Annotated in this window: 23 protein-coding genes; 10 read left to right on the forward strand and 13 right to left on the reverse strand. The window is 70.5% G+C overall.

Annotated elements, in window-relative coordinates:
* Positions 1-25: 25 nt before the first annotated feature.
* Positions 26-1,330 carry a glycosyltransferase family 4 protein gene (locus P8T65_RS18770; protein ID WP_316731632.1) on the forward strand — a complete coding sequence of 435 codons (1,305 nt, stop codon included), beginning with the start codon at positions 26-28 and terminating at the stop codon, positions 1,328-1,330.
* A 26-nt stretch (positions 1,331-1,356) separates the two neighbouring features.
* Here P8T65_RS18770 and P8T65_RS18775 read toward each other — a convergent pair whose 3' ends face one another.
* From P8T65_RS18775 to P8T65_RS18790, 4 genes are all read right to left on the reverse strand, one after another.
* A complete protein-coding gene (locus P8T65_RS18775; protein ID WP_316726447.1) occupies positions 1,357-2,001 on the reverse strand; it encodes an FMN reductase in 645 nt (214 codons plus the stop codon).
* Positions 1,998-3,134, reverse strand: a complete 1,137-nt coding sequence (locus P8T65_RS18780) for an LLM class flavin-dependent oxidoreductase (RefSeq protein WP_230220242.1) — start codon at positions 3,132-3,134, stop codon at positions 1,998-2,000. Before P8T65_RS18780 ends, P8T65_RS18775 begins: the two co-directional genes overlap by 4 nt.
* A gap of 97 nt (positions 3,135-3,231) precedes the next feature.
* Positions 3,232-3,402 carry a hypothetical protein gene (locus tag P8T65_RS18785; RefSeq protein ID WP_316726448.1) on the reverse strand — a complete coding sequence of 57 codons (171 nt, stop codon included), beginning with the start codon at positions 3,400-3,402 and terminating at the stop codon, positions 3,232-3,234.
* Positions 3,402-4,178 carry an SDR family NAD(P)-dependent oxidoreductase gene (locus tag P8T65_RS18790; RefSeq protein ID WP_316726449.1) on the reverse strand — a complete coding sequence of 259 codons (777 nt, stop codon included), beginning with the start codon at positions 4,176-4,178 and terminating at the stop codon, positions 3,402-3,404. Before P8T65_RS18790 ends, P8T65_RS18785 begins: the two co-directional genes overlap by 1 nt.
* A 104-nt stretch (positions 4,179-4,282) precedes the next feature.
* Here P8T65_RS18790 and P8T65_RS18795 point away from each other — a divergent pair, with 104 nt between their 5' ends.
* Positions 4,283-4,726, forward strand: a complete 444-nt coding sequence (locus P8T65_RS18795; RefSeq protein WP_316726450.1) for a nuclear transport factor 2 family protein — start codon at positions 4,283-4,285, stop codon at positions 4,724-4,726.
* Between the two features lie 61 nt (positions 4,727-4,787).
* On the opposite strand, the gene P8T65_RS18800 is transcribed toward P8T65_RS18795, so the two are convergent.
* Both P8T65_RS18800 and P8T65_RS18805 read right to left on the reverse strand, forming a co-directional pair.
* Complete coding sequence (locus P8T65_RS18800) at positions 4,788-5,123, reverse strand: YnfA family protein (protein ID WP_217182120.1); 336 nt, start codon at positions 5,121-5,123, stop codon at positions 4,788-4,790.
* A gap of 113 nt (positions 5,124-5,236) precedes the next feature.
* The gene (locus tag P8T65_RS18805; RefSeq protein WP_316726451.1) at positions 5,237-6,430 is read right to left on the reverse strand and encodes an RtcB family protein; all 1,194 of its coding nucleotides are present in this window, start codon (positions 6,428-6,430) and stop codon (positions 5,237-5,239) included.
* A gap of 204 nt (positions 6,431-6,634) precedes the next feature.
* On the opposite strand from P8T65_RS18805, the gene P8T65_RS18810 reads away from it, so the two are divergent.
* From P8T65_RS18810 to P8T65_RS18820, 3 genes are all read left to right on the forward strand, one after another.
* Entirely contained in the window at positions 6,635-7,558 is a 924-nt protein-coding gene (locus P8T65_RS18810; RefSeq protein ID WP_316726452.1) for a DUF3558 domain-containing protein, read from the forward strand.
* Positions 7,559-7,751: 193 nt separating this feature from the next.
* Positions 7,752-8,669 carry a hypothetical protein gene (locus P8T65_RS18815; RefSeq protein WP_316726453.1) on the forward strand — a complete coding sequence of 306 codons (918 nt, stop codon included), beginning with the start codon at positions 7,752-7,754 and terminating at the stop codon, positions 8,667-8,669.
* Between the two features lie 133 nt (positions 8,670-8,802).
* Complete coding sequence (locus tag P8T65_RS18820) at positions 8,803-10,260, forward strand: DUF2637 domain-containing protein (RefSeq protein WP_316726454.1); 1,458 nt, start codon at positions 8,803-8,805, stop codon at positions 10,258-10,260.
* A gap of 91 nt (positions 10,261-10,351) precedes the next feature.
* Here P8T65_RS18820 and lysS read toward each other — a convergent pair whose 3' ends face one another.
* Together lysS and P8T65_RS18830 are read right to left on the reverse strand one after the other, a co-directional pair.
* Positions 10,352-12,097, reverse strand: coding sequence for a lysine--tRNA ligase (lysS, locus tag P8T65_RS18825; RefSeq protein ID WP_316726455.1), 1,746 nt, complete (start codon positions 12,095-12,097; stop codon positions 10,352-10,354).
* 200 nt (positions 12,098-12,297) lie between these two features.
* Complete coding sequence (locus P8T65_RS18830) at positions 12,298-12,960, reverse strand: hypothetical protein (RefSeq protein WP_316726456.1); 663 nt, start codon at positions 12,958-12,960, stop codon at positions 12,298-12,300.
* A 247-nt stretch (positions 12,961-13,207) separates the two neighbouring features.
* Here P8T65_RS18830 and argS point away from each other — a divergent pair, with 247 nt between their 5' ends.
* From argS to P8T65_RS18845, 3 genes are all read left to right on the forward strand, one after another.
* A complete protein-coding gene (argS, locus tag P8T65_RS18835; RefSeq protein WP_316731633.1) occupies positions 13,208-14,989 on the forward strand; it encodes an arginine--tRNA ligase in 1,782 nt (593 codons plus the stop codon).
* 167 nt (positions 14,990-15,156) lie between these two features.
* Positions 15,157-15,966, forward strand: a complete 810-nt coding sequence (locus P8T65_RS18840) for a DUF4253 domain-containing protein (RefSeq protein ID WP_316726457.1) — start codon at positions 15,157-15,159, stop codon at positions 15,964-15,966.
* 60 nt (positions 15,967-16,026) lie between these two features.
* Entirely contained in the window at positions 16,027-16,833 is an 807-nt protein-coding gene (locus P8T65_RS18845) for a nucleotidyltransferase (RefSeq protein WP_316731634.1), read from the forward strand.
* A gap of 20 nt (positions 16,834-16,853) precedes the next feature.
* On the opposite strand, the gene P8T65_RS18850 is transcribed toward P8T65_RS18845, so the two are convergent.
* Positions 16,854-18,134, reverse strand: a complete 1,281-nt coding sequence (locus P8T65_RS18850) for a PLP-dependent aminotransferase family protein (RefSeq protein WP_316726458.1) — start codon at positions 18,132-18,134, stop codon at positions 16,854-16,856.
* Between the two features lie 127 nt (positions 18,135-18,261).
* Between P8T65_RS18850 and P8T65_RS18855 the strand changes: the two genes are divergently transcribed.
* The gene (locus P8T65_RS18855; RefSeq protein ID WP_316726459.1) at positions 18,262-19,194 is read left to right on the forward strand and encodes an aminoglycoside phosphotransferase family protein; all 933 of its coding nucleotides are present in this window, start codon (positions 18,262-18,264) and stop codon (positions 19,192-19,194) included.
* Between the two features lie 91 nt (positions 19,195-19,285).
* Here the strand turns inward: P8T65_RS18855 and P8T65_RS18860 are convergent, their stop codons facing one another.
* The 3 genes from P8T65_RS18860 to P8T65_RS18870 form a co-directional block, all read right to left on the reverse strand.
* On the reverse strand, positions 19,286-20,188 hold the full coding sequence (locus P8T65_RS18860; RefSeq protein ID WP_316726460.1) for an SAM-dependent methyltransferase: 903 nt from the start codon (positions 20,186-20,188) through the stop codon (positions 19,286-19,288).
* A 67-nt stretch (positions 20,189-20,255) separates the two neighbouring features.
* A complete protein-coding gene (locus P8T65_RS18865) occupies positions 20,256-20,612 on the reverse strand; it encodes a DUF805 domain-containing protein (protein ID WP_316726461.1) in 357 nt (118 codons plus the stop codon).
* A gap of 105 nt (positions 20,613-20,717) precedes the next feature.
* Entirely contained in the window at positions 20,718-22,085 is a 1,368-nt protein-coding gene (locus tag P8T65_RS18870; RefSeq protein ID WP_316726462.1) for a helix-turn-helix transcriptional regulator, read from the reverse strand.
* 248 nt (positions 22,086-22,333) lie between these two features.
* On the opposite strand from P8T65_RS18870, the gene P8T65_RS18875 reads away from it, so the two are divergent.
* The gene (locus P8T65_RS18875) at positions 22,334-23,080 is read left to right on the forward strand and encodes a DUF4232 domain-containing protein (RefSeq protein WP_316726463.1); all 747 of its coding nucleotides are present in this window, start codon (positions 22,334-22,336) and stop codon (positions 23,078-23,080) included.
* Positions 23,081-23,119: 39 nt separating this feature from the next.
* Here P8T65_RS18875 and hemB read toward each other — a convergent pair whose 3' ends face one another.
* Positions 23,120-24,112 (reverse strand): porphobilinogen synthase, encoded by a 993-nt coding sequence (gene hemB, locus P8T65_RS18880; protein ID WP_316726464.1) that lies wholly within the window; start codon positions 24,110-24,112, stop codon positions 23,120-23,122.
* Positions 24,113-24,132 lie beyond the last annotated feature (20 nt).

Raw genomic sequence — 24,132 nt, forward strand, 5'->3', positions numbered from 1 at the left:
GGAAGGTAGGGCCTTGAGCCGCCGCATGAAGATCGTGTTCCTGCTGCACAACGCGTACGCCATCGGCGGCACCGTCCGTACGACGCTGAACCTGGCGTCGGCGCTCGCGGACCACCACGACGTGGAGATCGCCTCGATGGCCCGCCACCTGGAGGAGCCCCGCTTCGAGGTCGATCCGCGGGTCACGCTCGTCCCCCTGGTGGACATCCGCCCCTACAGCCCCGACCTGCGCGATCCGGCCCAGGCGCAGCCCGCGACGGACTTCCCGACCGAGGACAAGCGGCACCGCCAGTACAGCCGCCTCACCGACCTCCGGGTCCGCGAGTATCTGGCCTGCTGCGACGCGGACGTCGTCATCGGCACCCGTCCCGGCATCAACGTCTACGTCTCCCGCTTCGCGCCCCGCCGCGCCCTGCGCATCGCCCAGGAACACCTGCGCCACGACGCCCACTCCAAGCAGCTCCGCAAGGTCCTCGCCCGGCACTACCGCACCCTGGACGCGGTCGTCGCGACCACGCGGGCGGACGCGGCGGTCTACCGCGCCCGGATGAAACTGCCCGGCGTACGGGTGATGTCGGTGCCCAACATCGTCCCGGAGGCCCAGGTCGCCCCGTCGGACGTCACGGCCCCCGTCATCGCGGCCGCCGGCCGCCTCGCCCGCGGCAAACGCTTCGACCTGCTGCTGGAGGCGTTCGCGAGGGTCGCCGCGAAGGAACCGGACTGGCAGCTGCGCATCTACGGCGGTGGCAAGCAGCAGGAGCGGCTGGAGGGCCTCGTCCAGGAGCTCCGTCTCACCGACCGGGCCCATCTGATGGGCCCGCACACCCCCATCGAGGAGGAGTTCGCGCGGGCCTCCATCGTGGTCAGCGCCTCCGACGCGGAGTCCTTCGGCATGACCCTCGTCGAGGCGATGCGCTGCGGGGTCCCGGTCGTCAGCACCGACTGCCCGCTGGGCCCCGCCGAGATCATCACCGACGGCGTCGACGGCCGCCTCGTCCCGGTCGACGACCCGCACGCCCTGGCCGAAGCCATCCTCGACCTCACCGCGGACCCGTCCCTCCGCCGCGCCATGGGCCGAGCGGCCCTGGCGAGCGCCCACCGCTACGACCCGGCCCCCATCGCCACCAAGTACGAGTACCTGTTCGCAGAACTGCGCGAAACAAGGCTCCAGCGCACCTGGGAACGGGAGTCGACGAGGGCGAAGGGCTGGCTGCGGCGGAGGGTGCGTACATGGAAGAGGGCCACACCCGCGCCGTTCAGGGGCGCGGGGCTGTCACATATGCGGCTCCGCCGCGCGGGCGCGAGCAACCACAGCCAACGCGCGGCCTGACTCCGACCGCACCCCAACGGCGATCCTCAGCCCTTCAACGCCGCCAGCTGCTCCGCGAAGGGCACGACAACGAACCCCTCGGTCGCGGAGCCGGTCGCGGGGTCGGCCTCGGTCCCGGCCCCGGTCACGCGCTCGACCGGCGGAGCCCCCCGCCGGGACAGCCCGGCCATCAACCCGGCCAACTCGGACGCCGCCCGCTCGATCCGCCCGGCCAACCCCTGCGCACCCCAGTCCTCGGACGCGGCGTACACCCCCGTGGGCACCACGACGGCCCGCAGGTACGCGAACAGCGGCCGCAACGCGTGCTCCAGCACCAGCGAATGCCGGGCCGACCCTCCGGTCGCGGCGATCAGCACCGGCTTCCCGGCCAGCGCGTCCCGGTCCAGCACGTCGAAGAAGGACTTGAACAGCCCGCTGTAGGAGGCGGAGAACACCGGCGTGACGACCACGAGCCCGTCGGCCCCCGCCACCGCGTCCGACGCGGCGGCGAGCTTCCGGCCGGGGAACCCGTTGGTGAAGTTGTGGGCGATCTCGACCGCGAGGTCCCGCAGTTCGACGACCTGGACCTCGACGGACGCGTCCTGCCCGACCACGGCGGCGGCGAGCCGGTCGCCCAACAGCCGCGTGGACGAGGGCACACTCAGCCCCGCCGAGACGACGACGAGCTTCACGACACACTCTCCTTCTTCTCCGCGTCCTTGTTCTCCGCGTCCCGCTGGTCGGCGTCCCGCTTCCCCGCCGCGGCCAGCAGCGACCCGTGGGTCGGCGCGTCCGGCACGTCCGCCGGCCGCCCCTTCGCGAACTCCTCCCGCAGCACCGGCACGACCTCCTCGCCGAGCATGTCGAGCTGCTCCAGGACGGTCTTCAGGGGCAGCCCCGCGTGGTCGATCAGGAACAGCTGCCGCTGGTAGTCACCGGCGTACTCGCGGAACGCCAGCGTCTTCTCGATCACCTGCTGCGGCGAGCCGACGGTGAGCGGCGTCTGGTCGGCGAAGTCCTCCAGGGAGGGTCCGTTGCCGTAGACCGGCGCGACGTCGAAGTACGGCCGGAACTCCCGTACCGCGTCCTGCGAGTTCTTCCGCATGAAGATGTGCCCGCCGAGACCGACGATCGCCTGCTCGGGCGTGCCGTGCCCGTAGTGGGCGTACCGCTGCCGGTACAGCTCGACCATCCGCTTGGTGTGGTCGGCCGGCCAGAAGATGTTGTTGTGGAAGAAGCCGTCGCCGTAGTACGCGGCCTGCTCGGCGATCTCGGGCGAGCGGATGGAGCCGTGCCAGACGAACGGCGGTACGTCGTCCAGCGGGCGGGGTGTGGAGGTGAAGCCCTGGAGCGGCGTGCGGAACTTGCCCTCCCAGGTGACGACGTCCTCGCGCCACAGCCGGCGCAGCAGCGCGTAGTTCTCGACGGCGAGGTTGATGCCCTGCCGGATGTCCTGCCCGAACCACGGGTAGACCGGGCCGGTGTTGCCGCGCCCCATCATCAGGTCCACGCGCCCGTCGGCCAGGTGCTGGAGCATCGCGAAGTCCTCGGCGATCTTCACCGGGTCGTTGGTGGTGATGAGGGTGGTGGAGGTGGAGAGGATCAGCTTCTCGGTGCGCGCGGCGACGTAGCCGAGCATCGTGGTCGGCGAGGACGGCACGAACGGCGGGTTGTGGTGCTCACCGGTGGCGAAGACGTCGAGGCCGACCTCCTCCGCCTTCAGCGCGATCTCGACCATCGCCTTGATGCGCTCGCGCTCGGTCGGCGTCCGGCCCGTGGTGGGGTCCGGCGTCACATCACCGACGCTGAAGATCCCGAACTGCATCATCGCTGCCACCCTCCAGGTTGTTTACGATTCAACTATACCCGTGAACGTGGGCCCTCTCTCCTCTATTCCTGCGCTGTCGGTGGCGGTCCTGTCGCTACTTGGCGTGCAGGACCGCGTAGATCATCACGAAGGCGACGATGTGGATGCCGAAGAGGAAGTACGCGAGGTACCACCACACGTACCGCTCGTTCTTCTTCTCCTCTGCGAGCCGGCGCTTCTCGGGCGTCAGGTCGCCGTCGGGAGTCGGGGCACCTTCGATCGCCATCACAGCTCCCGGTGGACCTTGGTGTTGGAGGCCTGCGCGCGCGGGCGCAGGACGAGCAGGTCGACGTTGACATGGCTGGGCCGGGTGACCGCCCAGGTGATCGTGTCGGCGACGTCGTCGGCGGTCAGGGGCTCGGCGACGCCCTCGTAGACGCGCGCCGCCTTCGCCTCGTCGCCGCCGAAGCGGGTCAGCGCGAACTCGTCCGTCTTGACCATGCCGGGCGCGACCTCGATCACCCGCACCGGAGTCCCCACGATCTCCAGCCGCAGCGTCTCCGCGAGGACGTGCGCGCCGTGCTTGGCGGCGACATAGCCCGCGCCGCCCTCGTACGTCCCGTGCCCGGCCGTCGACGACACCACGACCACCGTGCCGTCACCGCTCGCGGTGAGCGCGGGCAGCAGGGCCTGGGTGACATGGAGCGTGCCGATGACGTTCGTCTCGTACATCGTGCGCCAGTCGGCCGGATCGCCGGTGGCCACCGGGTCGGCGCCGAGCGCGCCACCCGCGTTGTTGACCAGCACGCCGATCGTTTTGAACGCGGTCGCGAACTCGTCCACCGCCGCGCGGTCCGTGACGTCCAGGGCGTACGCGGTGGCCTGCCCGCCGCCCCGGTCGATCTCCTCGGCCAGCGCCTCGATGCGGTCCTTGCGCCGCGCGGTGAGCACGACCCGGTAGCCGGCCGCCGCGAGCTGCCGGGCCGTGGCGGCGCCGATCCCGCTGCTCGCCCCGGTGACGACGGCGATGCGGGAGGCGGCGGACGGTACGGCGGTGGCCATGAGCTGCTCCTGGGCGGTGCGAATCGAACGTCGGTCTCTGCCCGGCCAGGATAGGCGGACGGTGGGACAATGAGAGAGGTGATCCCCGGTACAGGAGGTGGATCATGGGACAGGCGCGCGAGCTGATGGACCAGCTCACCGAGGCGCTCACCACACACCAGGACCCCAAGACCATCGGGAACCTCTTCGCGGAGGACGCGGTCGCCCACACACCCGACGGTGGAGAACTCCACGGCCGGGACGCCATCGCCGAGTACTGGCGGCAGATGACCGACGCCGTGCCCGAGGCGAGGTTCGAGTCGCTCTCCTCCTTCGAGGTCGGCGACACCGCCATCGACGAGGGCATCTACAGCGGCACCAACACCGGCCCGCTGGCGTTCCCCGACGGTACGTCCATCCCCGCCACCCACAGGAACATCAGGATCCACGGCGTGGACTTCGCCACCGTCCGGGACGGCCGGATCACCAGCTACCGGCTCTACTTCGACCAGCTGGAATTCATGAACCAACTCGGCCTGCTACCGGAGGAATTGGCACAGCCGTCGTAGGCGACAGCCGTCCCGGGCGGCAGCCGTCCCGGGCGGCAGCCGTCCCGGGCGGCAGCCGCCGTCACCCCCCGCGCGGCGCGTACATGATCACGGCCATGCCCGCGAGGCAGATCAGCGCGCCCGTCACGTCCCAGCGGTCGGGCCGGTAGCCGTCCGCGACCATCCCCCAGGCGATCGACCCGGCGACGAAGATCCCCCCGTACGCGGCGAGGATCCGCCCGAAGTGCGCGTCCGGCTGGAACGTCGCTACGAACCCGTACGCCCCCAGCGCCACGACCCCGGCCCCGACCCACACCCACCCCCGGTGCTCCCGCACCCCTTGCCACACCAGCCAGGCCCCGCCGATCTCGAACAACGCGGCAAGCACGAACAGCACGACAGACCGAACGATGACCATGCGGCCAGCGTCGCACGGCGCGTGCGCCACCCCGCGCGACAAAGGCACTCAGCGGATCCGGACCACGGCCGCGCCCCCGCGCCCGCGCTCCTCCGACGCGCTCCGGGTCGGCGTCAGCCCTTCACGCAGACGACCTGCTTCAGCTTCGCCACCACCCGCACCAGATCCCGCTGCTGGTCGATGACCTGCTCGATCGGCTTGTAGGCGCCCGGGATCTCGTCGACGACACCGGAGTCCTTGCGGCACTCCACGCCCCGCGTCTGCTCCTCCAGGTCCTTCGTCGAGAAGCGCCGCTTCGCCGCCATCCGGCTCATCCGCCGACCGGCGCCGTGCGAGGCAGAGTTGAACGCCTTCTCGTTGCCGAGGCCCTTCACGATGTACGAACCGGTGCCCATCGAGCCCGGGATGATCCCGTACTCGCCGGAGCCCGCGCGGATCGCGCCCTTACGGGTCACCAGGAGGTCCATGCCGTCGTAGCGCTCCTCGGCCACGTAGTTGTGGTGGGCGCTGATCTCGGGCTCGAAGGTCGGCCTCGCCTTCTTGAACTCCTTGCGGACGACGTCCTTGAGGAGCGCCATCATGATGGAGCGGTTGTACCTCGCGTACTCCTGCGCCCAGAACAGGTCGTTGCGGTACGCCGCCATCTGCGGGGTGTCCGCGACGAAGACGGCGAGGTCGCGGTCGACCAGACCCTGGTTGTGCGGAAGCTTCTGGGCGATGCCGATGTGATGCTCCGCCAGCTCCTTGCCGATGTTCCGGGAGCCGGAGTGCAGCATCAGCCAGACGGAACCTGTCGAATCCGTGCAGACTTCGACAAAGTGGTTGCCCCCGCCCAACGTTCCCATCTGCTTTTCCGCACGGTCATGACGGAACTTGACCGCTTCCGCCACCCCGCCGAACCGCCCCCAGAACCCGTCCCACCCCCCGATGGCGAAGCCGTGCAGGTCGCCCGGATCGACGGGGTCGTCGTGCATCCCCCGGCCCACCGGGATCGCCTGCTCGATCTTCGACCGCAGTCGGGACAGTTCGCCGGGCAGGTCGTTCGCCGTCAGCGACGTCTTCACCGCCGACATCCCGCAGCCGATGTCGACCCCCACCGCCGCCGGACACACGGCCCCCCGCATGGCGATGACGGACCCGACCGTCGCGCCCTTGCCGTAGTGCACGTCCGGCATGACGGCGAGGCCCTCGATCCAGGGGAGCGTGGCGACGTTGCGCAGCTGCTGGAGCGCTCCCTCCTCCACCGACGCGGGGTCGGTCCACATACGGATGGGCACCTTCGCACCCGGTATCTCGACATACGACATTTCGCCCTCATTCCCCCGGAAAACCATTCAAGTTCACAGAACGCAAAACCGTCGCCAAGGTCTACGAATGGGATGCCGGACCGGCGTTCACAGCAGTGCGTGCGATACACATGGTGCCCGGGGGTCACCCCCGGGCGGCAAGTGAATAACCACAGGCAGAACTGCGCAGGCGTCCCGAGGGACCCCGTCGAGAGGAGCCCCACCGTGCAGCGGAAGGCGTACGTACCCGGCGTCGCCGTGCTCCTCGCGGCAGTGCTGGCCGCGTGCACGGGGTCGAGCGACGACGCCTCCCCCGACGACCCCCGCCCGGGCGAGGCCACCACCTCGGCCACCGTCGCCCAGCCCGGCCGTTACGACACGCTCCCGGAACCCTGCGGCTCGGTCGGCCAGGACACCCTCGACACCCTCCTGCCCGGCATCGGGCAACTTCCCGGCGCCGCCCAGCGCGAGCAGGCGTACGAGGGCGACGCGACCCAGACGTACGACACGGACCGCAAGGCCGGCTGCCGCTGGAAGGTGGAGTCCGCCGACGCCACCCACTATCTCTTCGTCGACTTCGAGCGGATCGGGTCGTACCAGAACGCGGTCAGCGACGACAGCAAGGCGCAGGATGTGTACGGCGGGAAGGTCGAGGCGGCCGACCTGCCCGAGCCGACCCCGACCGTCCCGGCCGGAGACGACGACGGGGCCGACGAGGAGACGGACGAGCCGGCGGGGACGGGGACGACGGGGGACGGCACCGAGGAGGCGTCGGCGAACCCCTCGGCCTCCGCGTCCGGCTCGACGTCTCCTTCCTCCGGCTCCTCGAACACGTCGAACGCCGCCAGTTCATCCGGTTCGTCGGGTTCGTCGGGAACCGCCGGATCCGCCACTCCCTCCGCCTCCGGGACCCCCGCCTCCCTCCAGCCGCGCACGCTGGACGGTCTCGGCGACGAGGCCTTCCTCGACGACGCGCTCGGCACGAGTGGGCAGCGCACGGTGACTGTGGTGTTCCGCACGTCGAACGTGATCGTGACGGTGGAGTACGAGGAGCAGCCGGCGACCACGACGGCGGTGCCGGACAGCGAGGAATTGCAGGACAGGGCCCGGAATCTGGCGGAACGGCTGGCGGCGGCGTTCGACGACTGAGCGGCGTTCGGGGGTGGTTCGGGCCCACACGTGAACCACCCGAACCAGAACCGCACTTCTTCTTCACCGCGTACGGTGGCCTCTCGGAGAACCAATCCACAGGTGTCCGAATGTGTCCGATTGTGAAGGAACCATGCAACGAGCCGCAGAGTCAGATCAGCATCAGTCGCCGCGCGTCGCGCCTTCGGTGCCGGTGACGCGAGTCGGACGGCGTGGGCGTCCGGGCCGGGCCCGGGTCCTCGCGGGCGCGGCGGTCGTGCCGGTGATGCTGCTGGCGGTCGGCTGCTCGTCGGACTCCGGCTCCGACAGCGCCTCCGGTGACGAGACACCGGCGGGCGCGCGCCAGTCGGTAGAGGAGAGCGCCCCGCCGGAGGTCGTTGCGGCGAAGTACGCGGTGCTGCCGGACGCGTGCGAGGTGTTCCCCGCCAAGACGCTGAAGTCGGTGGTGCCGCAGGGCGTGAAGTCCGGCAAGGCGATCAACAAGGCCGAGGCGAACGTGAGCGGCGACTGCCGCTGGACCAGCCTCGACAACAACGGCGTGGACGGCTCCCAGTACCGCTGGCTGAGCGTCTCCCTGCACCTGCTGGCCTCGGACGCGGCGAACGGTCCGGGCGAGGACCGCGCGGCCAAGGCGATGGAGTCGAAGGTGGCCGCGGCGAAGGCCGTGGACGGGGCGAAGAACGTCAAGACGGAACCGGCGACGGGCCTGGGCGACCAGGCGACGGTGGTCAAGTACGACCTGAAGAAGGACGGCGACACCTTCAAGCAGCAGACGATCGTGGTGCGCACGGAGAACGTGGTCATCACGCTCGACTACAACGGCGCCGGTCTGGCCGGCGAGAAGACACCGGACGCGGCCGCGCTGCTGAAGTCCGCGAAGTCCGCCGCCGAGGACGTCGTGGAGGCGGTCGAGGACGCGAACGACGGTTCGGACGCGTCGCCGTCGTCGTCGCCTTCGAAGAGCGCTTCCAAGACACCGTCGGACGGCGGGACGAAGGCGTCGTCGTCGGGCGGTTCCGGAGCGGACATCAGTTCGGACGCGGGCGGTGGCTCGGATTCCGATTCGGACTCGGGTTCGTCCACCTCCGGCAGCCGGAAGAGCAAGTCGTAGCCGCCGTTCACCTGGCAGTTCGCCGGAGCCCGGCCCCCACGGGGGCCGGGCTCGTTGCCATCCGGCAACCCGTTTGCCGTACACATGTGCCACTCTGTTGCGCGCAACAACACGCAAGGGGAGGGGAGTACGGGTGGCCGCGCCAATGCAGCTGACTCGAATGCACCGCGTTCTCATCGGCGTGGTCGTGTTCGGCGCCGTCATCATCGCCGGGATCGGCTTCGCTGGTTCGTACGCGGCGGTCCGGGAACTGGCGGTCCAGAAGGGCTTCGGGAACTTCTCCTACGTCTTCCCGATCGGTATCGACGCGGGCATCTGTGTCCTGCTCGCCCTGGACCTCCTGCTGACCTGGATCCGCATCCCCTTCCCGCTGCTGCGCCAGACGGCGTGGCTGCTGACGGCGGCGACGATCGCGTTCAACGGTGCGGCGGCCTGGCCGGACCCGCTGGGCGTCGGTATGCACTCGGTGATCCCGATCCTGTTCGTCGTCGCGGTCGAGGCGGCCCGGCACGCGGTCGGCCGGATCGCCGACATCACCGCCGACAAGCACATGGAGGGCGTCCGCCTCACCCGCTGGCTGCTCTCGCCGGGCCCCACCTTCCTGCTCTGGCGCCGCATGAAGCTGTGGGAGCTCCGCTCCTACGACCAGGTCATCAAGCTGGAGCAGGAACGTCTCGTCTACCAGGCCCGCCTGCGCTCCCGCTACGGCCGCGCCTGGCGCCGCAAGGCCCCGGTCGAATCCCTGATGCCGCTGCGCCTGGCCCGCTACGGCGTCCCCCTGGCGGAAACGGCCCCGGCGGGCCTGGCCGCGGCAGGCATAGAGCCAGCGGTCCTGCCACCGGCACGGCAGGTCGAGGTCGACCTAGCTGCGGGCAATCGTGCCGCTGGGGCGGCACGGGTGGGCGCAGCGGCACCTCCCAGCGAGCAGCGCCCCCAACTGGAGAGCACCCCCACCCAGCAGCGGCCGGAAAACACCGGGCAGCAGGAACAGAGCTACGCCGACCAAGCACCCCCGGTCGACGAAAGCCCCTGGCTCCACGCCCGCCACCCCATGGAGGTCCCCTACCAGGGCGGCTACGACCCGTCGTACGAGCCGGAGGAACAGTACGAGGAGTGGTACGAGGAGCAGGAACAGGAGCAGGAACAGGAGCAGGACCCGCAGCAGTACGAGCAGTACGAGCAGTACCGCCGCTTCCAGCCCGACCCCCGGGACCCCCGCTTCCAGCAGCAGCAGTTCGAGGCACCGGAACTCCAGGGCCCCGGACTCCAGACCCCCGACTTCCAGGGACCCGACCTCCCGTCCCCCGGCCCCTCCTCGGAGGAGACCGGCAGCTTCCCCGTCCCGTCCGGCCCGAACCGGACCCGCGAACTGGGCGAGGGCGGCGGCGCCCCGGAGCCGACGGAGGAGGACTACTACCAGGTCTTCCGCGAGAACACCAAGGGCGGCAACGGCGCCCCCACCCCGCGCGCCCTCATGTCCGACATCGAGGCGACGTACGGCGTCACGCTCGAAGAGGCCGAGGCCAAGCGCATGGTGAACCGCTTCTCCAACCGCCTCAACGCGGAACTGACCGACGAACACATCGCGTAACCGGCGCACGCGGACGCGCGCACACGAGGGAGGGGCGCCCGGTGATGATCACCGGGCGCCCCTCCCTCGTGTGCGTGTGCGCGGCGCGGCCTTACCCCCCGAGCAGGGCCCGCACCCGCTCCTGCCCCACCGCCATCAGCAGCGTGGGCAGTCGCGGCCCCGTGTCCCGCCCGACGAGCAGGTGGTACAGCAGGGCGAAGAACGACCGCTGGGCGGTCTTGATCTCCGGCGGCAGCTCCTTGGGCGTGGCGTCCGCCGAGAACCCGGCCTGCACCTTGGGCACGCCGTAGACGAGGTGCGTCAGCCCGTCCAGCGACCAGTGCTCGGCGAGCCCGTCGAGCAGCAGCCGCAGCGACTGCTGGGACGCCTCGTCGAGCGACTTCAGCAGCTCGGCGTCGGCCTCCTCGCGCACGATGGTCCGCTGGTCGGCGGGCACCTGGGTGTTGATCCAGGCCTCGGCCTTGTCGAGCCGGGGCCGCACCTCGTCGAGGCCGGCGAGCGGGTCGGTGGGGTCGAGTTCGCTGAGGATGCGCAGGGTCTGGTCCTCGGCGCCCGCGGTGATGTCGGCGACGGACGCGAGGGTCCGGTACGGCATCGGGCGGGGCGTGCGGGGCAGCTCACCGGCGGCCGTGCGCACCGCGCGGGAGTGCGCGGCGACATCGGCCGGCAGGGCGGAACCGTCCGCGACCTTGGCGTCGAGCTTGTCCCACTCGTCGTAGAGCCGCTGGATCTCCTGGTCGAAGGCGATCTTGAAGGACTGGTTGGGCCGGCGGCGGGCGTAGAGCCAGCGCAGCAGCTGCGGCTCCATGATCTTCAGCGCGTCGGCGGGCGTGGGCACGCCGCCCTTGGACGACGACATCTTGGCCATGCCGCTGATGCCGACGAAGGCGTACATCGGCCCGATGGGCTGCTCGCCGCCGAAGATCCCGACGATCTGCCCGCCGACCTGGAAGCTGGACCCGGGCGAGGAGTGGTCGACGCCGCTCGGCTCGAAGACGACGCCCTCGTACGCCCACCGCATCGGCCAGTCGACCTTCCAGACGAGCTTGCCGCGGTTGAACTCGTTGAGCGCGACGGTCTCGGAGAAGCCGCAGGCGGTGCAGGTGTAGGTCAGCTCGGTGGTGTCGTCGTCGTAGGCGGTGACGGTGGTGAGGTCCTTGCCGCAACCGCCGCAGTAGGGCTTGTACGGGAAGTACCCGGCGGTGCCGGAGCTGCCGTCGTCCTCACCGGCGGCGCCGGAACCCTCCGCGGCCTCCAGCTCGGCCTCGTCGACCGGCTTCTGGGACTGCTGCTTCTTGGGCGGGGCCTTCTTGGTGCGGTACTGGTCGAGGATCGCGTCGATGTCGCCGCGGTGCTTCATGGCGTGCAGGATCTGCGCGCGGTAGACCCCGGAGGTGTACTGCGCGGTCTGGCTGATCCCGTCGAACTCGACGCCCATCTCGGCGAGCGCGTCGACCATCGCCGCCTTGAAGTGCTCGGCCCAGTTGGGGTGGGCGGAGCCGTGGGGGGCGGGCACGGAGGTGAGCGGCTTGCCGATGTGCTCGGCCCAGGACGCGTCGACGCCTTCGACTCCGGCCGGGACCTTGCGGTAGCGGTCGTAGTCGTCCCAGGAGATCAGATGCCGGACCTGGTGCCCGCGACGGCGCACCTCATCGGCGACCAGGTGCGGGGTCATGACCTCGCGGAGGTTGCCGAGGTGGATCGGGCCGGACGGCGACAGCCCGGACGCGACGACAACGGGTTTGCCCGGGGCCCGACGCTCCGACTCCTCGATGACCTCATCCGCGAAACGGGAGACCCAGTCGGTGGTCTCGGTGCTCTGAGCCACGATCGGCACGTCCTCTTTTTCTGGTTGCTCCACCGCAGCCGGTACGGTCGCACGGCTGTCCGGCCCCATTCTCCCAGCTCTCCCCGCAACCACGAAAACGCATTGTCCTCAGCGGGCGCCGCCGGATGCGGAACCGCTGGGATGCGGAACCGCGGGATGTGGAACCGCAGGATGCGGAGCCGCCTCGCGACCGGGCCCGCGACTACGAGTCAGTTCCACACCCTGATGTCGAGGGTGACGCTGGCACCGCCGTTGATCACGTCGCTGACGGTGACCCAGGACCACCGTTTCTCGGAGGTCTGGACGCAGAGCTCCAACCCGTCACTCAGCTGGTCGGCGTCGACCAACTGGCTGAACGCGGTCTGCCGGTCACAGGTCCCGGGGTCGGGTGTCTGCCCGGTGACCACGGCGATCTGCCGGTTCCGGAGTCCGCTGTACAGCCACAGATCGTTGCCCGCCGCCTGGTTCTGCCGCACTCCCCAGTTGTCCGCGTGCGAGTCGAGGTCGATGCTGTAGTTCGTGTTGAGGGGAACTCCGTTCTGCTCCCGGCGGACCTCCGACGTGGCGTTCTGCGCGCTCGGTTCCCCGCCGGGGCCCTGCTGCTGGCCCGAGGGGCTCGCGGTGACGGTGACGGTGGCGCCGGGCTTGGCGTCACCGGCCTCGACCTGCACGGTGAACGTGTTGGTCGCGTTGCCGAAGAGCACGGTGATCACGGCCGCGCCCACCGTCGCGACGACCCCGAGCAGCGCGGGTACCAGCCATGAGGCCCGCCCGCGCGACGCGGTACGGCTCCCGGGCTCCCCTTCCGGCGGCGTCGGCGGCAGCGGCATCGCCGACGTACGGGTGTCGGGCGTCGTTCCGTTGTCCGTCATGCTTTCCCCCGATGTCTCCTCAGGCGCGAGAGCGCGTACCGGGAAGGTAGAAGAGCCGCCCGGCCCTGATCTCTCAACTTGCCATAATGAGCAAAACACTTCGAATGCGACTGTTCGGGCTATGCCCAGTGCCCGCTTGGGCGACACTTCCTTTCGGCGCCCCGGACCCCGCCCGAGAAAATCGCTTTGCCCCCCATGGGATACTGGCGTGTCTATCCATCCCCACGAGGAGAACGGCACCCACCCCATGGCCCCGGTCACGTCCCTCACCGCCTCCGTCCACCAGCGCCTCGCAACCGCCCTCTCGGCCACCCTGCCGGAGGCCGCTGCGGACCCGCTGCTGCGACGCAGCGACCGGGCGGACTACCAGGCGAACGGGATCCTCGCGCTCGCCAAGAAGGCCAAGGCCAACCCCAGGGAGCTGGCGACCCAGGTCGTCGCCCAGGTGGAGTCCGGCGAGCTGATCAAGGAGATCGAGGTCTCCGGCCCCGGCTTCCTCAACATCACCCTCACCGACGGCGCGATCACCGAGAACCTCGCCGCGCGGTACGCGGACGACACCGGTCGGCTCGGCGTCCCCACGGCGGAGCGCCCCGGCACCACGGTCATCGACTACGCCCAGCCGAACGTGGCGAAGGAGATGCACGTCGGTCACCTCCGGTCCGCCGTGATCGGTGACGCGGTCGTGCAGATCCTGGAGTTCACCGGCGAGAACGTGGTCCGCAGGCACCACATCGGCGACTGGGGCACCCAGTTCGGCATGCTCATCCAGTATCTGGACGAGCACCCGCACGAGCTGGACCACAAGGAGTCCGACGGCGACCTCCAGGCGTCCGGCGAGGCCGCGATGTCCAACCTGGACCGGCTGTACAAGACGGCCAGGAAGCTCTTCGACTCCGACGAGGAGTTCAAGACGCGGGCCCGGCGCAGGGTGGTCGACCTCCAGGCCGGCGACCCGCACACCCTCGCCACGTGGCAGAAGTTCGTCGACGAGTCGAAGATCTACTTCTTCTCCGTCTTCGAGAAGCTCGACATGGACATCCGGGACGCCGACATCGTCGGCGAATCGGGCTACAACGACATGCTCGCGGAGACCTGCCGCCTCCTGGAGGAGCAGGGCGTGGCCGTCCGCTCGGAGGGCGCGCTGTGCGTCTTCTTCGACGACATCAAGGGCCCGGACGGCAACCCGGTCCCGCTGATCGTGCAGAAGTCCGACGGCGGCTACGGCTACGCGGCCACCGACCTGTCCGCCATCAGGGACCGCGTCTTCAACCTGAAGGCGAACTCCCTGCTGTACGTCGTCGACGCCCGCCAGTCCCTGCACTTCAAGATGGTCTTCGAGACCGCGCGCAGGGCGGGCTGGCTCAACGACGAGGACGTCAAGGCGTTCCAGCTGGCCTTCGGCACGGTTCTCGGCAAGGACGGCAAGCCGTTCAAGACCCGTGAGGGCGAGACGGTCCGTCTGGTCGACCTGCTCGACGAGGCGATCGACCGTGCCACGACCGTCGTCCGGGAGAAGGCCGAGAAGGTGGGCCTGACCGAGCAGGAGATCGTCGAGAACGGCCGTTACGTCGGCATCGGCGCCGTCAAGTACGCGGACCTCTCCACCTCCGCCGTCCGGGACTACAAGTTCGACCTGGACCAGATGGTCTCGCTGAACGGCGACACGTCCGTCTACCTGCAGTACGCGTACGCCCGGATCCAGTCGATCCTCCGCAAGGCGGGCCAGGCCCGCCCGGCCGCCCACCCGGAGCTCGAACTGGCCCCGGCCGAGCGCGCGCTGGGCCTGCACCTGGACCAGTTCGGCGAGACCGTGGCCGAGGTCGCGGAGTCGTACGAGCCGCACAAGCTGGCCGCGTACCTCTTCAAGCTGGCGACCCTGCTGACCGCGTTCTACGACCAGTGCCCGGTCCTGAAGGCCGACACCCCGGCGCAGGTGGAGAACCGTCTGTTCCTGGTCGACCTGACGGCCCGCACCCTGCACCGGGGCATGGCCCTGCTGGGCATCAGGACACCCGACAAGCTCTGACCCCGACCGGGAAGAGCGCGAGAACGGAACAGAGAGCGGACCGCCGGTGCATGGCGGCCCGCTCTCTGTTCCGTTCGTGGTACCGCTCAGCCGTCCGGGAGACGGCAGTGCCCATCGGGTCACCACCGGTCGGGCCGCTGTCAGTGGTGGCCCCTACAGTCACACCCATGGCGACACTTCCCAACCCGCTGCCCCAGCTGGCGGCCGACCCGAGCGGGCGTGTGCTCGGGCTTGAGATCCCGCTCCCGCAGGGGAGGTTGATCGACACGACGGACGACGGCCCGTGGCGCGAGCCACTGCTGTGGTGCGCGGACGAGACGGCGACGCCGGGCACCTGGGCGGCCGTCCAGCCCGCCCGCCGCACGGTGGGCCTCCTCCCGGTGCTGCTGGACGTCGGCGACCGCCAGGGCGGTCCGCGGGACTGGGAGTTGCTGCCCGGCGAGATGTCCTACCCCGGCGACCACGACGCCGACGAGATCCTGGCCGAGTTCTGGGACGCGTACGCCACCGTCGAGGACCCCGAGTGGTCGGGCCTCGCCGCACCCCCGGCCTCCGCCCCGGACACGGCGCCCGACCCCGACGCCCTCGCCGTGGAGACGGCCGACGCCCTCGTCAAGGACCCCTCCCGGCTGAAGGACCCGCGCCTCGCCCTCGTCTTCGCCCGCCGCAGCGCCGACATCCCGGCGGCCATCGGCTGGACCGGCCCGACGAACCACGAGAACGACGTGGCGAGGCTCTGCGCGGTCCTGCGCTCCTGGGAGGACCGCTTCGGCATACGCGTGGTCGCCCTCGCCTACGACCACCTCGTCCTCTCCGTGGCCACCCCGCCCACTACCGAGGCCGAGGCCGAAGCCGTGGCCGCCGAACACTTCGCCTTCTGCCCCGACAGCATCTGGCAGGGCACACCCGACGGCACCCGCGCCTCCTACGCCCGCACCCTCCTCGGCGAGCCCGTCTGGTCCTTCTGGTGGGACTGAGGCCGTACGGACACGCCGCCACGCAAGGGCCGCACAAGGCACAGTGGCCCCATGGTGAGCATGGATGAGCGAGGGCTGGACCGCGACGGAACGATCGCACGCGAAGGCGCGCTGGACCGCGTGCCGACGGCGTTCGTCCCCGTCGTCGATGCCGCCCGCGCTCACCTCACGGAGACGTTCGGCGGACGGCGACTGCACAGCGCCTACCTCTACGGCAGCATCCCCCGCGGCACCGCCACCCCCGGCGTCTCCGACCTCGACCTCCAACTGGCCCTCCACGACGAGCCCACCGAAGCCAACCGGGTCGACGCCACAGCGATCGAGGCCGCCCTCGACCGCGCGTTCCCGCAGATCGACGGCGTGGGGATTCTGCTGACCAGCACTCGGGTTCTCCTCAGCGACCTCGAACGTCACGACGGCGGCTTCTTCATCGCCTGCCTCTGCACCCCGTTGCTGGGCCCCGACCTCGCGGCACAGCTGCCCCGCTACCGCCCCACAGCCCTGCTCGCGCGGGAGACCAACGGTGACCTCGCCCGCGTCCTTCCGCGCTGGCGAGCCAGGGCAGCCGAAGCCACCACGGACGCCGAACTCCGGCTCCTCGGCCGTCTCGTCGGCCGCCGCCTCGTCCGCACCGGCTTCACCCTGGTCATGCCCCGATGGGGCGGCTGGACCAGCGACCTCGACCAGTCCGCCGAGATCTTCGGCGACCACTACCCCGAGCGCGCCGAGCAGATGCGCGTCGCCGCATCCGTCGGTCGCGCGCCCTCACCCGACCCGGCGCCGCTCGGGATGCTCATCGACGACCTCGGCCCGTGGCTCGCGGCCGAATACACAGCCGTGCACGGCGAGAAAGCCCCGCGTCCCTGACGGGCCGGGCCCGTTCCTCCTCACCCCCGCAACCCCGCCCCCAACCGCCGCAGCCCCTCTCGGATCTCCTCCGGTGTCTGCGTCACGAAGCAGAGCCGCAGCGTCGACCGGTCGGGCTCACCGGCGTAGAACGGCGCCCCGGGCACGTACGCCACGTCCCGCGCGACGACCCGCGGGAGCAGCGCGCCGGTGTCGTGGGAGGAGGGGAGGCGGGCCCACAGGAACATGCCGCCCTCGGGACGGTTCCAGGTGGAGCCCTCCGGGAGCGCTTCGGCGAGACCCGCGAGCATCGCGTCGCGCCGCTCCCGGTACGCGTCGGCGACCCCGGCGACATGGGCGTCCAGATCACGGTCGGCCAGATACCGCGCCGCCGCGAGCTGGTTGACGGTCGGCGTGTGCAGATCGGCGGCCTGCTTGGCCACCGCGCACGCCCGCCGCAGCCCCTCCGGCGCGCGCAGCCAGCCCAGCCGCATCCCGGGGGCCATGACCTTGGAGAAGGAGCCCAGCAACGCCGTACGGTCCTCGGCGCCCGGGTACGAGGCGATCCACGGCACACGGTCGCCCTCGAAGCGCAGTTCGCCGTACGGGTCGTCCTCGACGATCCACAGTCCCCGCCGGGCGGCGACGGAGGCGACGGCCGTCCGCCGCTCGGCGGGGAGCGTGCGCCCGGTGGGGTTCTGGAAGGTGGGCACGGTGTAGAAGAGCTTGGGCCGGTGCCGTACCACCGACTCCTCCAGCGCCACCGGATCCACCCCGTGCGCGTCGCCCGGCACGGCCATCACCTGCGCCCCCGCGAACCGGAACGCCTGAAGGGCCGCGAGATAGCAGGGGTCCTCGACCAGGACGACGTCCCCCGGTTCCAGCAGCGCGGTGGCGAGCAGCGACAGCCCCTGCTGCGACCCCGTGGTGACGAGCACTCCGTCCGCGCCGGTCGGCAGCCCGCGCGCCCCGTACCGCGCCGCGAGCGCTGCCCGGAGCACCGGCTCGCCCTCGGTCGTCGCGTACTGCAGCGCGCGCCCCGCGGACTCGGCGAGCACATCGCGGTAGGCGGCCGCTATCCCCTCCGTGTCGAACAGCTCGGGCGCGGGCAACCCACCCGCGAAGTTGACGACTTCGGGACGCGAGGTGACGGCGAGGATGTCCCGAACGGGGGAACCCCCGACGGCCGCGACCCGCCGGGCGAAGCCGGGCACGGCCGCCCCGGCGCCCGCCCCGCTCTCGTCCCCCGAACCGCCCCCGGTCCCCGTCTTCGCGGCAAACCCCACGTCATACGCGGCACGCTCGGCATCCACGGCACCCATCCCACGGCTCCTTCGCCACTCCGGGACGGCACCGTCCCGCCCCTGCCCGCACCCTAGCCAGGTAGATGTCCCCTACATCCACCAGTTTCGCGATGCGGACGCCCCCGCCACCCCCTAGGCTGCGCGCATGCTGCCCAGCGTGGACACGAACGACGAGTTGCAAGAAGTCGTCGGTGACGAGGCGCTGCTGCGTCCGGCTGCCCAGGATCTCTGCGGCTCGCTCGGTCTCGCAGGCGCGAGGATCGTACGTTTTCCCGAGGGCTCGCTGCCGGTGTACGCCGTCGGCGACTCCCTCGTCCTCAAGCTGTATCCGGCTTTCGAAGCCGCGCAAGCGGTCCGCGAGGCCCGCCTGTTGTCGATCCTGTGGGGCAAACTCCCCATCCCCACACCGAGGTTGCACTCGGCGGACCAGTACAAGAACGGCTGGCGCTATGTGCTGATGTCCCGGCTGCCCGGCGAGGACCTCAACGAGGTCTGGTCCCGGATCCCCCCGCCGGACCAGGAACGTATCGTCGCCGAGGCCGCCGAGGGACTGGCCGCCCTGCACGCCCTGGACGCCTCGCCGGTCGTCCCGCTCACCGGGCCGCCGGACTGGGGCCGGTTCATCGCCGCCCAGCGCGCGGGGGCGGTCGAGCAGCACCGGAGCGGCGGTCTCACGGAGCCGTGGCTCGAACAGATCCCGGACTTCCTGCGCTCGGTGCCCCTGACCGCCGCGCGCCGCCCGGTGCTGCTGCACACGGAGTTCATGCGTGAGCACCTCACCGTCGACCCCCATGACGGCTGGCGCCTGACGGGCCTCTTCGACTTCGAGCCGGCGATGGTCGGCGACCCCGCCTACGACTTCGTCAGCGTCGGCCTCTACCTCACCCGGGCCGACCCCGCCCTCCTGAAACTCTTCTACGAGGCCTACGGCCACCCCCCGTTCGACCCGCGCGAACTGATGACCTACACCCTCCTGCACGTCTACAGCGACCTGAACTGGTACCTGCGCGTGCTGCCGACCCCACCCAGCAAGACGCTGGAGTCGCTGGCGGAGACGTGGTTCGGAACGGGGGGATGAAGGACAGGGGCGTAGCCCCCGTCCTTCAGGGGCGCGGGGAACTGCGCGAGAAGCCCCACCCACCCGCACCCGACAACGAACCCAGACCCTCCTACCCCTTACGCCCCACCGCCGCATACACATTGATGTCCGCGTCGGTCACATCGTTGATGTCCCGGTACCGCACCCGCTCGATGTCGTCCATCCCGGCCAGCACATGCGGCTCCACCGCCGGAGGCACCGGCGCACCGTCGGAGAACCGCCAATGGTGCGCCGGCACCACCCCGGGCTCGTCCACCACGAGCCCACTCTCCTCGAAGAACCGTGCCACCTCGTCCCTGGAACGCAGCACGAAGGTGAACCCGCGCTTGGTGTAGGTCTCCTGGACCGCGCGGATCTTCGTGGGGTTGAGATCCGCGGTCAGATGACTGAGCACCAGCCGGCTCCCGGCGGGCAGCGCCTCCACCAGCTCCCGCACCACCGGGTAGGCCTGGTCGTCCTCCACGAAGTGCAGGATCGCCACCAGGCACAGCGCGACCGGCTGGTCGAAGTCGAGCGTCTTCGCGGCCTGTTCGAGGATGCTCGTCGGCGACTTGAAGTCGGCGTCGATGTAGTTGGTGGCCCCCTCGGGCCCGCTCGTGAGCAACGCGCGCGCGTGCGCGAGCACCACCGGGTCGTTGTCGACGTACACGACCCGTGAGTCGGGGACGATCGCCTGGGCGATCTGGTGGACGTTCTCTGCGGTCGGCAGCCCGGTGCCGATGTCGAGGAACTGCCGGATGCCCTCGTCCCGGGCGAGCGTGGTCACCGCGCGGCGCATGAAGTCACGGTTGTGCCGGACGTCCAGATAGCCGCGCGGATTGGCGGCCAGCGCCGCGCCGGCCGCCTCCCGGTCCACGGGGTAGTTGTCCTTGCCGCCGAGGAAGACGTCGTAGACCCGCGCCGGGTGCGCCTTGGTGGTGTCGATCCTCTTCCGCAACGCGGCGGGGTCCTGGCTGAGTGCGTCACCGGCCATCGGGCTCTCCCTGGGGGGTCGGGTCATTGAACGACCAACAACCTAACGCCCCAGGGGAGTTGCCGCCTCAGGCTTGCACCGGATAGGCCTTCGGGTCGGGGCCGTACTGGTTGTCGCCCCGCTGGCCCTCGGTGGCCATGAAGACGATCATGAAGATGAATCCGACGCAGGGAACGAGCCCTATGAGGACCCACCAGCCGCTCTTGCCGGTGTCGTGCAGCCGCCGGACGCTGACCGCGAGGGACGGCAGGAAGAGGGCGACACTGAGGAGGATCTGGGGCGCCTGCGAGTCCAGGAGGAGACCGAGGACGTACAGCGCGGCATAGATGAGCGTGCTGATCAGCGTGAACATCCAGTACTCCTGGCGACGCGCACGCCCGCTGAAGACCGCATACTTCTTGAGCACCTCGACGAACCAGTTCATGGCTTCCCCCCGAAAATCGGCATAGGTCCCCCGGAATCGGGGGCAGGCGCAGAACCTATGCCGATTGATGAGAACTCGTCAATCAGTTACCGCCCTCGTCCTCACTCACCCACCGCTCTCGTCCTCACCCTCCCCGAGCGTCGTCCCCTCCGGGACCCACTTCGGGCCGCCGAGCGGATACTCGTACGCCGGGCGCCCGTTGTTGCCGCTCGTACGGAACGGCCGGCCGTCGTCGTTCAGGGTCAGGATGCCGCTGCGGGATCCGGCGGTCCACTCCAGCTCCAGGTACCAGCTGACGTAGTACGCGGAGGCGTCGGCGGTGATGTAGTACACCTCCGGATCGGACTGGCTGACCGAGTAGGGGAAGTTCTTGCTGCCGGCCTTGGGCTTCACGTCGGGACGCGCGGCGTCGAGGGCGATCGTGAAGGAGCGGGTCGGAACACCGGCCCCGCAGCCGACACCGGGGTAGCCCATGGCGTAGTCGTTCCAGGCGAGGGGCGACCGCTTGTCGGTCATCCGGACCTTGAGACTCCGTACGACGACGGTCTCCTCGCCGGTGCCCTGCACGGTCAGCGTCAGGAACTGCTGCCCCGAGGCCACGGCACCCTCCGCGGACACCCAGGCCGGAGCGTCCTGCTCCAGCGGCGGCGGCCCCACCTCCGTGGGCGTACGGTCGGCCAGATACCGCTGGGAACAGGGGTCCTCCCAGGTGTACGGCTCCACCTTCACGTTCAGCGGCGCCGGGAGGGACGCGTCCGCCCCGCCCGCGCCCGTCCCGCCGGTCGGAGTCTCGGTGGCCGAGGCCCCCGCACCCTTGCCGGCGTCCTTGCCCTTCTTGCCCCCCGGCTCGCTCGCGGACCCGGAGGGCGAGGCACCGCTCGGCGAGGCGGAGCCGCCGTCGGCCTCCTTCTCACCGCCGCTGCCGACGGACGCGGCGCCGGCCGTACGCCCGGCCCCGTCCTCCTTCCCCTCGGAGGGCAGACTCAGGGCGAGCGTCACCGCCCCGAGCACGGCGGCCACGGCCACCCCGGCGACCAGAGCGACCCGGGTACGCCGCCGGGCAGGCCCCCGTTCCCCGGCCCCGCCGGAAACGACACCGCCGATCACGGTCTCCGTCTCCTCGGTCTCGTTGGACTCCTCGGTCTCGTCGGACTCCTCGACCACCGGGGCTTGTTCCGCCGCCGCCCCGACGGAGTCACCCCCCTTGCGCCGGCGCATCGCGTCCGCAAGCACCCACCTCCGGTGGAGCTCGACCAACTCCTCGGGGGACGCCTTGCAGAGGCGGGCCAGCCGCTCGACGGGGGCGTAGTCCGCGGGTACGGCATCCCCGTTGCAGTACCGGTGCAGCGTCGACGTACTCATGTGGAGCCGCTTGGCGAGCACCCCGTAACTCAGCCCGGAGCGCTCCTTCAACTCCCGCAGCAGCTCGGCGAAACCGGCCCCCAGGCCGCCCGCGGTACCGCTCCCCGACACGTCTTCCTCCGTCCCCTCATGTCCCGCGCGTCCCGTTCCGCGTTCCAGGGACGGGGAGTTCTCGCAGGTCAAAGCCCTCGTGAGCGTTCCAGCGTCCCTGATCGTCCGTCGGCTGTGGCGGCCGGGACGGATCACCCCACAAGCTGGGGTCATCCAAGCACGCCGCTCCCGGCACACCGGTCGAGCGGCACGGCTTCGAGCACTTGTTCTCAGCCTTCTCCACTCGCTTTGTCCGAAAGGGACCTCTCATGCGCACGTTTCGCACCGCTCGCTCCGCCCGTACCGCCCGCCCCGCCCGTCTGCTCGCCGTGACGGGAGCGGCGCTCGCCGCCCTCGCCCTCACCGCGTGCGACAGCGGCACGGGCACGAGGGACGAGGGTGCGGCGGGCGGTTCCACGTCCGCCCAGAGCACGGGCGGCACCAGCACGAGCGGCGGCTCGACCACCGGCGGCTCCAGCACTGGGGGTTCCACGAGCACGAGCGGCGGCGGATCGGCGGCCACCGGCGGCACCGCGGCCGACAAGGCCTCGTCCAAGGGCGGGACCTCGGACCCCTCCGATCCCGAGAACCGCGTCACCTGCAACGGCTCCAACACCACCGTCACCGCGCAGCCGGTGTCACGCCCGCTCAACCACATGCTGATCACCGTCAAGAACACCGGCTCGAAGTACTGCGACCTCTACTTCAACCCGACGGTCCGGTTCGGCGAGGCCCAGTCGGCGCCGCGCGTGATCGAGGAGTCGCAGCCGCAGGCCGTGGTGACCCTGGCCCCCGGCGAGTCCGGCTACGCCGGCGTCCTCCTCTCCGCCGCCGACGGCAGCGGTGGCAAGGGCACGACGGAGAAGAAGGTCGTCATCCACTTCCAGGGCGCCGAGGCCGGCAGCGACGCCGGCTCTCCCGCGTCCCCCGCGCTCCCGGCCAAGGGCGTCTATGTCGACAACTCCGTGGCCGTCACCTACTGGCAGTCGACCATGGAGGACGCCCTGCAGTACTGAGCCGAGCGCCACCGGGGCCAAGACAGGGCCCCACAGGTGTCAGCGCAGCATGCGAGCGGCCTCGACGGCCCAGTACGTCAGGATGTTCTGCGCACCGGCCCGCTTGATCCCGGTCAGCGTCTCCAGGATGGCCCGGTCCCGGTCGATCCAGCCCTTCTCGGCGGCGGCCTCGACCATCGAGTACTCCCCGGAGATCTGGTAGGCGACGACCGGCACGTCGACGGTGTCCGCGACCCGGGCGAGGATGTCGAGGTAGGGGCCGGCCGGCTTGACCATCACCAGGTCGGCGCCCTCCTCCAGATCGAGGGCGAGCTCGCGCAGCGACTCGCGGGCGTTGGCGGGGTCCTGCTGGTAGGTCTTCCGGTCCCCCCGCAGCGAGGAACCGACGGCCTCCCGGAAGGGGCCGTAGAAGGCGGACGCGTACTTGGCGGTGTAGGCGAGGATCGCGACGTCCTCACGCCCGATCTGGTCGAGGGCGTCCCTGACGACCCCGATCTGACCGTCCATCATTCCGCTGGGCCCGACCACGTGCGCACCGGCGTCGGCCTGTACCTGGGCCATCTCGGCATACCGCTCCAGGGTCGCGTCGTTGTCGACGCGGCCCTGGTCGTCGAGGACTCCGCAGTGCCCGTGGTCGGTGGTCTCGTCGAGACACAGGTCGGACATGACGAGCAACTCGTCCCCGACCTCGGCCCGCACGTCGCGCAGCGCGACCTGCAGAATCCCGTCGGGGTCGGTCCCGGGAGTCCCGAGCGCGTCCTTCTTCTCGTCCTCCGGCACCCCGAAGAGCATGATCCCGGAGACCCCGGCCTCCACGGCCTCCACGGCGGCCTTCTTCAGACTGTCCCGCGTGTGCTGCACGACCCCCGGCATCGCCGCGATCGGCACCGGCTCACTGACCCCTTCCCGCACGAACGCGGGGAGTATGAAGTCCGCGGGATGCAGCCGGGTCTCGGCCACCATCCTCCGCATCACAGGCGTCGTACGAAGCCGGCGGGGCCGCGTACCGGGAAACGATCCGTACTTCGACATACACCTACGCTACGCCCGGC

Origin of the sequence: Streptomyces sp. 11x1, from assembly GCF_032598905.1 — a bacterium.
Taxonomy (GTDB): domain Bacteria; phylum Actinomycetota; class Actinomycetes; order Streptomycetales; family Streptomycetaceae; genus Streptomyces.

Coding starts and splice junctions, on each gene's coding strand:
- P8T65_RS18770 (WP_316731632.1), top strand. CDS start 26: ATGAAGATCGTGTTCCTGCTGCACAACGCGTACGCCATCGGCGGCACC.
- P8T65_RS18780 (WP_230220242.1), bottom strand. CDS start 3,134: ATGCAGTTCGGGATCTTCAGCGTCGGTGATGTGACGCCGGACCCCACC.
- P8T65_RS18785 (WP_316726448.1), bottom strand. CDS start 3,402: ATGGCGATCGAAGGTGCCCCGACTCCCGACGGCGACCTGACGCCCGAG.
- P8T65_RS18790 (WP_316726449.1), bottom strand. CDS start 4,178: ATGGCCACCGCCGTACCGTCCGCCGCCTCCCGCATCGCCGTCGTCACC.
- P8T65_RS18795 (WP_316726450.1), top strand. CDS start 4,283: ATGGGACAGGCGCGCGAGCTGATGGACCAGCTCACCGAGGCGCTCACC.
- P8T65_RS18800 (WP_217182120.1), bottom strand. CDS start 5,123: ATGGTCATCGTTCGGTCTGTCGTGCTGTTCGTGCTTGCCGCGTTGTTC.
- P8T65_RS18805 (WP_316726451.1), bottom strand. CDS start 6,430: ATGTCGTATGTCGAGATACCGGGTGCGAAGGTGCCCATCCGTATGTGG.
- P8T65_RS18830 (WP_316726456.1), bottom strand. CDS start 12,960: ATGACGGACAACGGAACGACGCCCGACACCCGTACGTCGGCGATGCCG.
- argS (WP_316731633.1), top strand. CDS start 13,208: ATGGCCCCGGTCACGTCCCTCACCGCCTCCGTCCACCAGCGCCTCGCA.
- P8T65_RS18840 (WP_316726457.1), top strand. CDS start 15,157: ATGGCGACACTTCCCAACCCGCTGCCCCAGCTGGCGGCCGACCCGAGC.
- P8T65_RS18845 (WP_316731634.1), top strand. CDS start 16,027: ATGGATGAGCGAGGGCTGGACCGCGACGGAACGATCGCACGCGAAGGC.
- P8T65_RS18850 (WP_316726458.1), bottom strand. CDS start 18,134: ATGGGTGCCGTGGATGCCGAGCGTGCCGCGTATGACGTGGGGTTTGCC.
- P8T65_RS18855 (WP_316726459.1), top strand. CDS start 18,262: ATGCTGCCCAGCGTGGACACGAACGACGAGTTGCAAGAAGTCGTCGGT.
- P8T65_RS18860 (WP_316726460.1), bottom strand. CDS start 20,188: ATGGCCGGTGACGCACTCAGCCAGGACCCCGCCGCGTTGCGGAAGAGG.
- P8T65_RS18865 (WP_316726461.1), bottom strand. CDS start 20,612: ATGAACTGGTTCGTCGAGGTGCTCAAGAAGTATGCGGTCTTCAGCGGG.
- P8T65_RS18875 (WP_316726463.1), top strand. CDS start 22,334: ATGCGCACGTTTCGCACCGCTCGCTCCGCCCGTACCGCCCGCCCCGCC.
- hemB (WP_316726464.1), bottom strand. CDS start 24,112: ATGTCGAAGTACGGATCGTTTCCCGGTACGCGGCCCCGCCGGCTTCGT.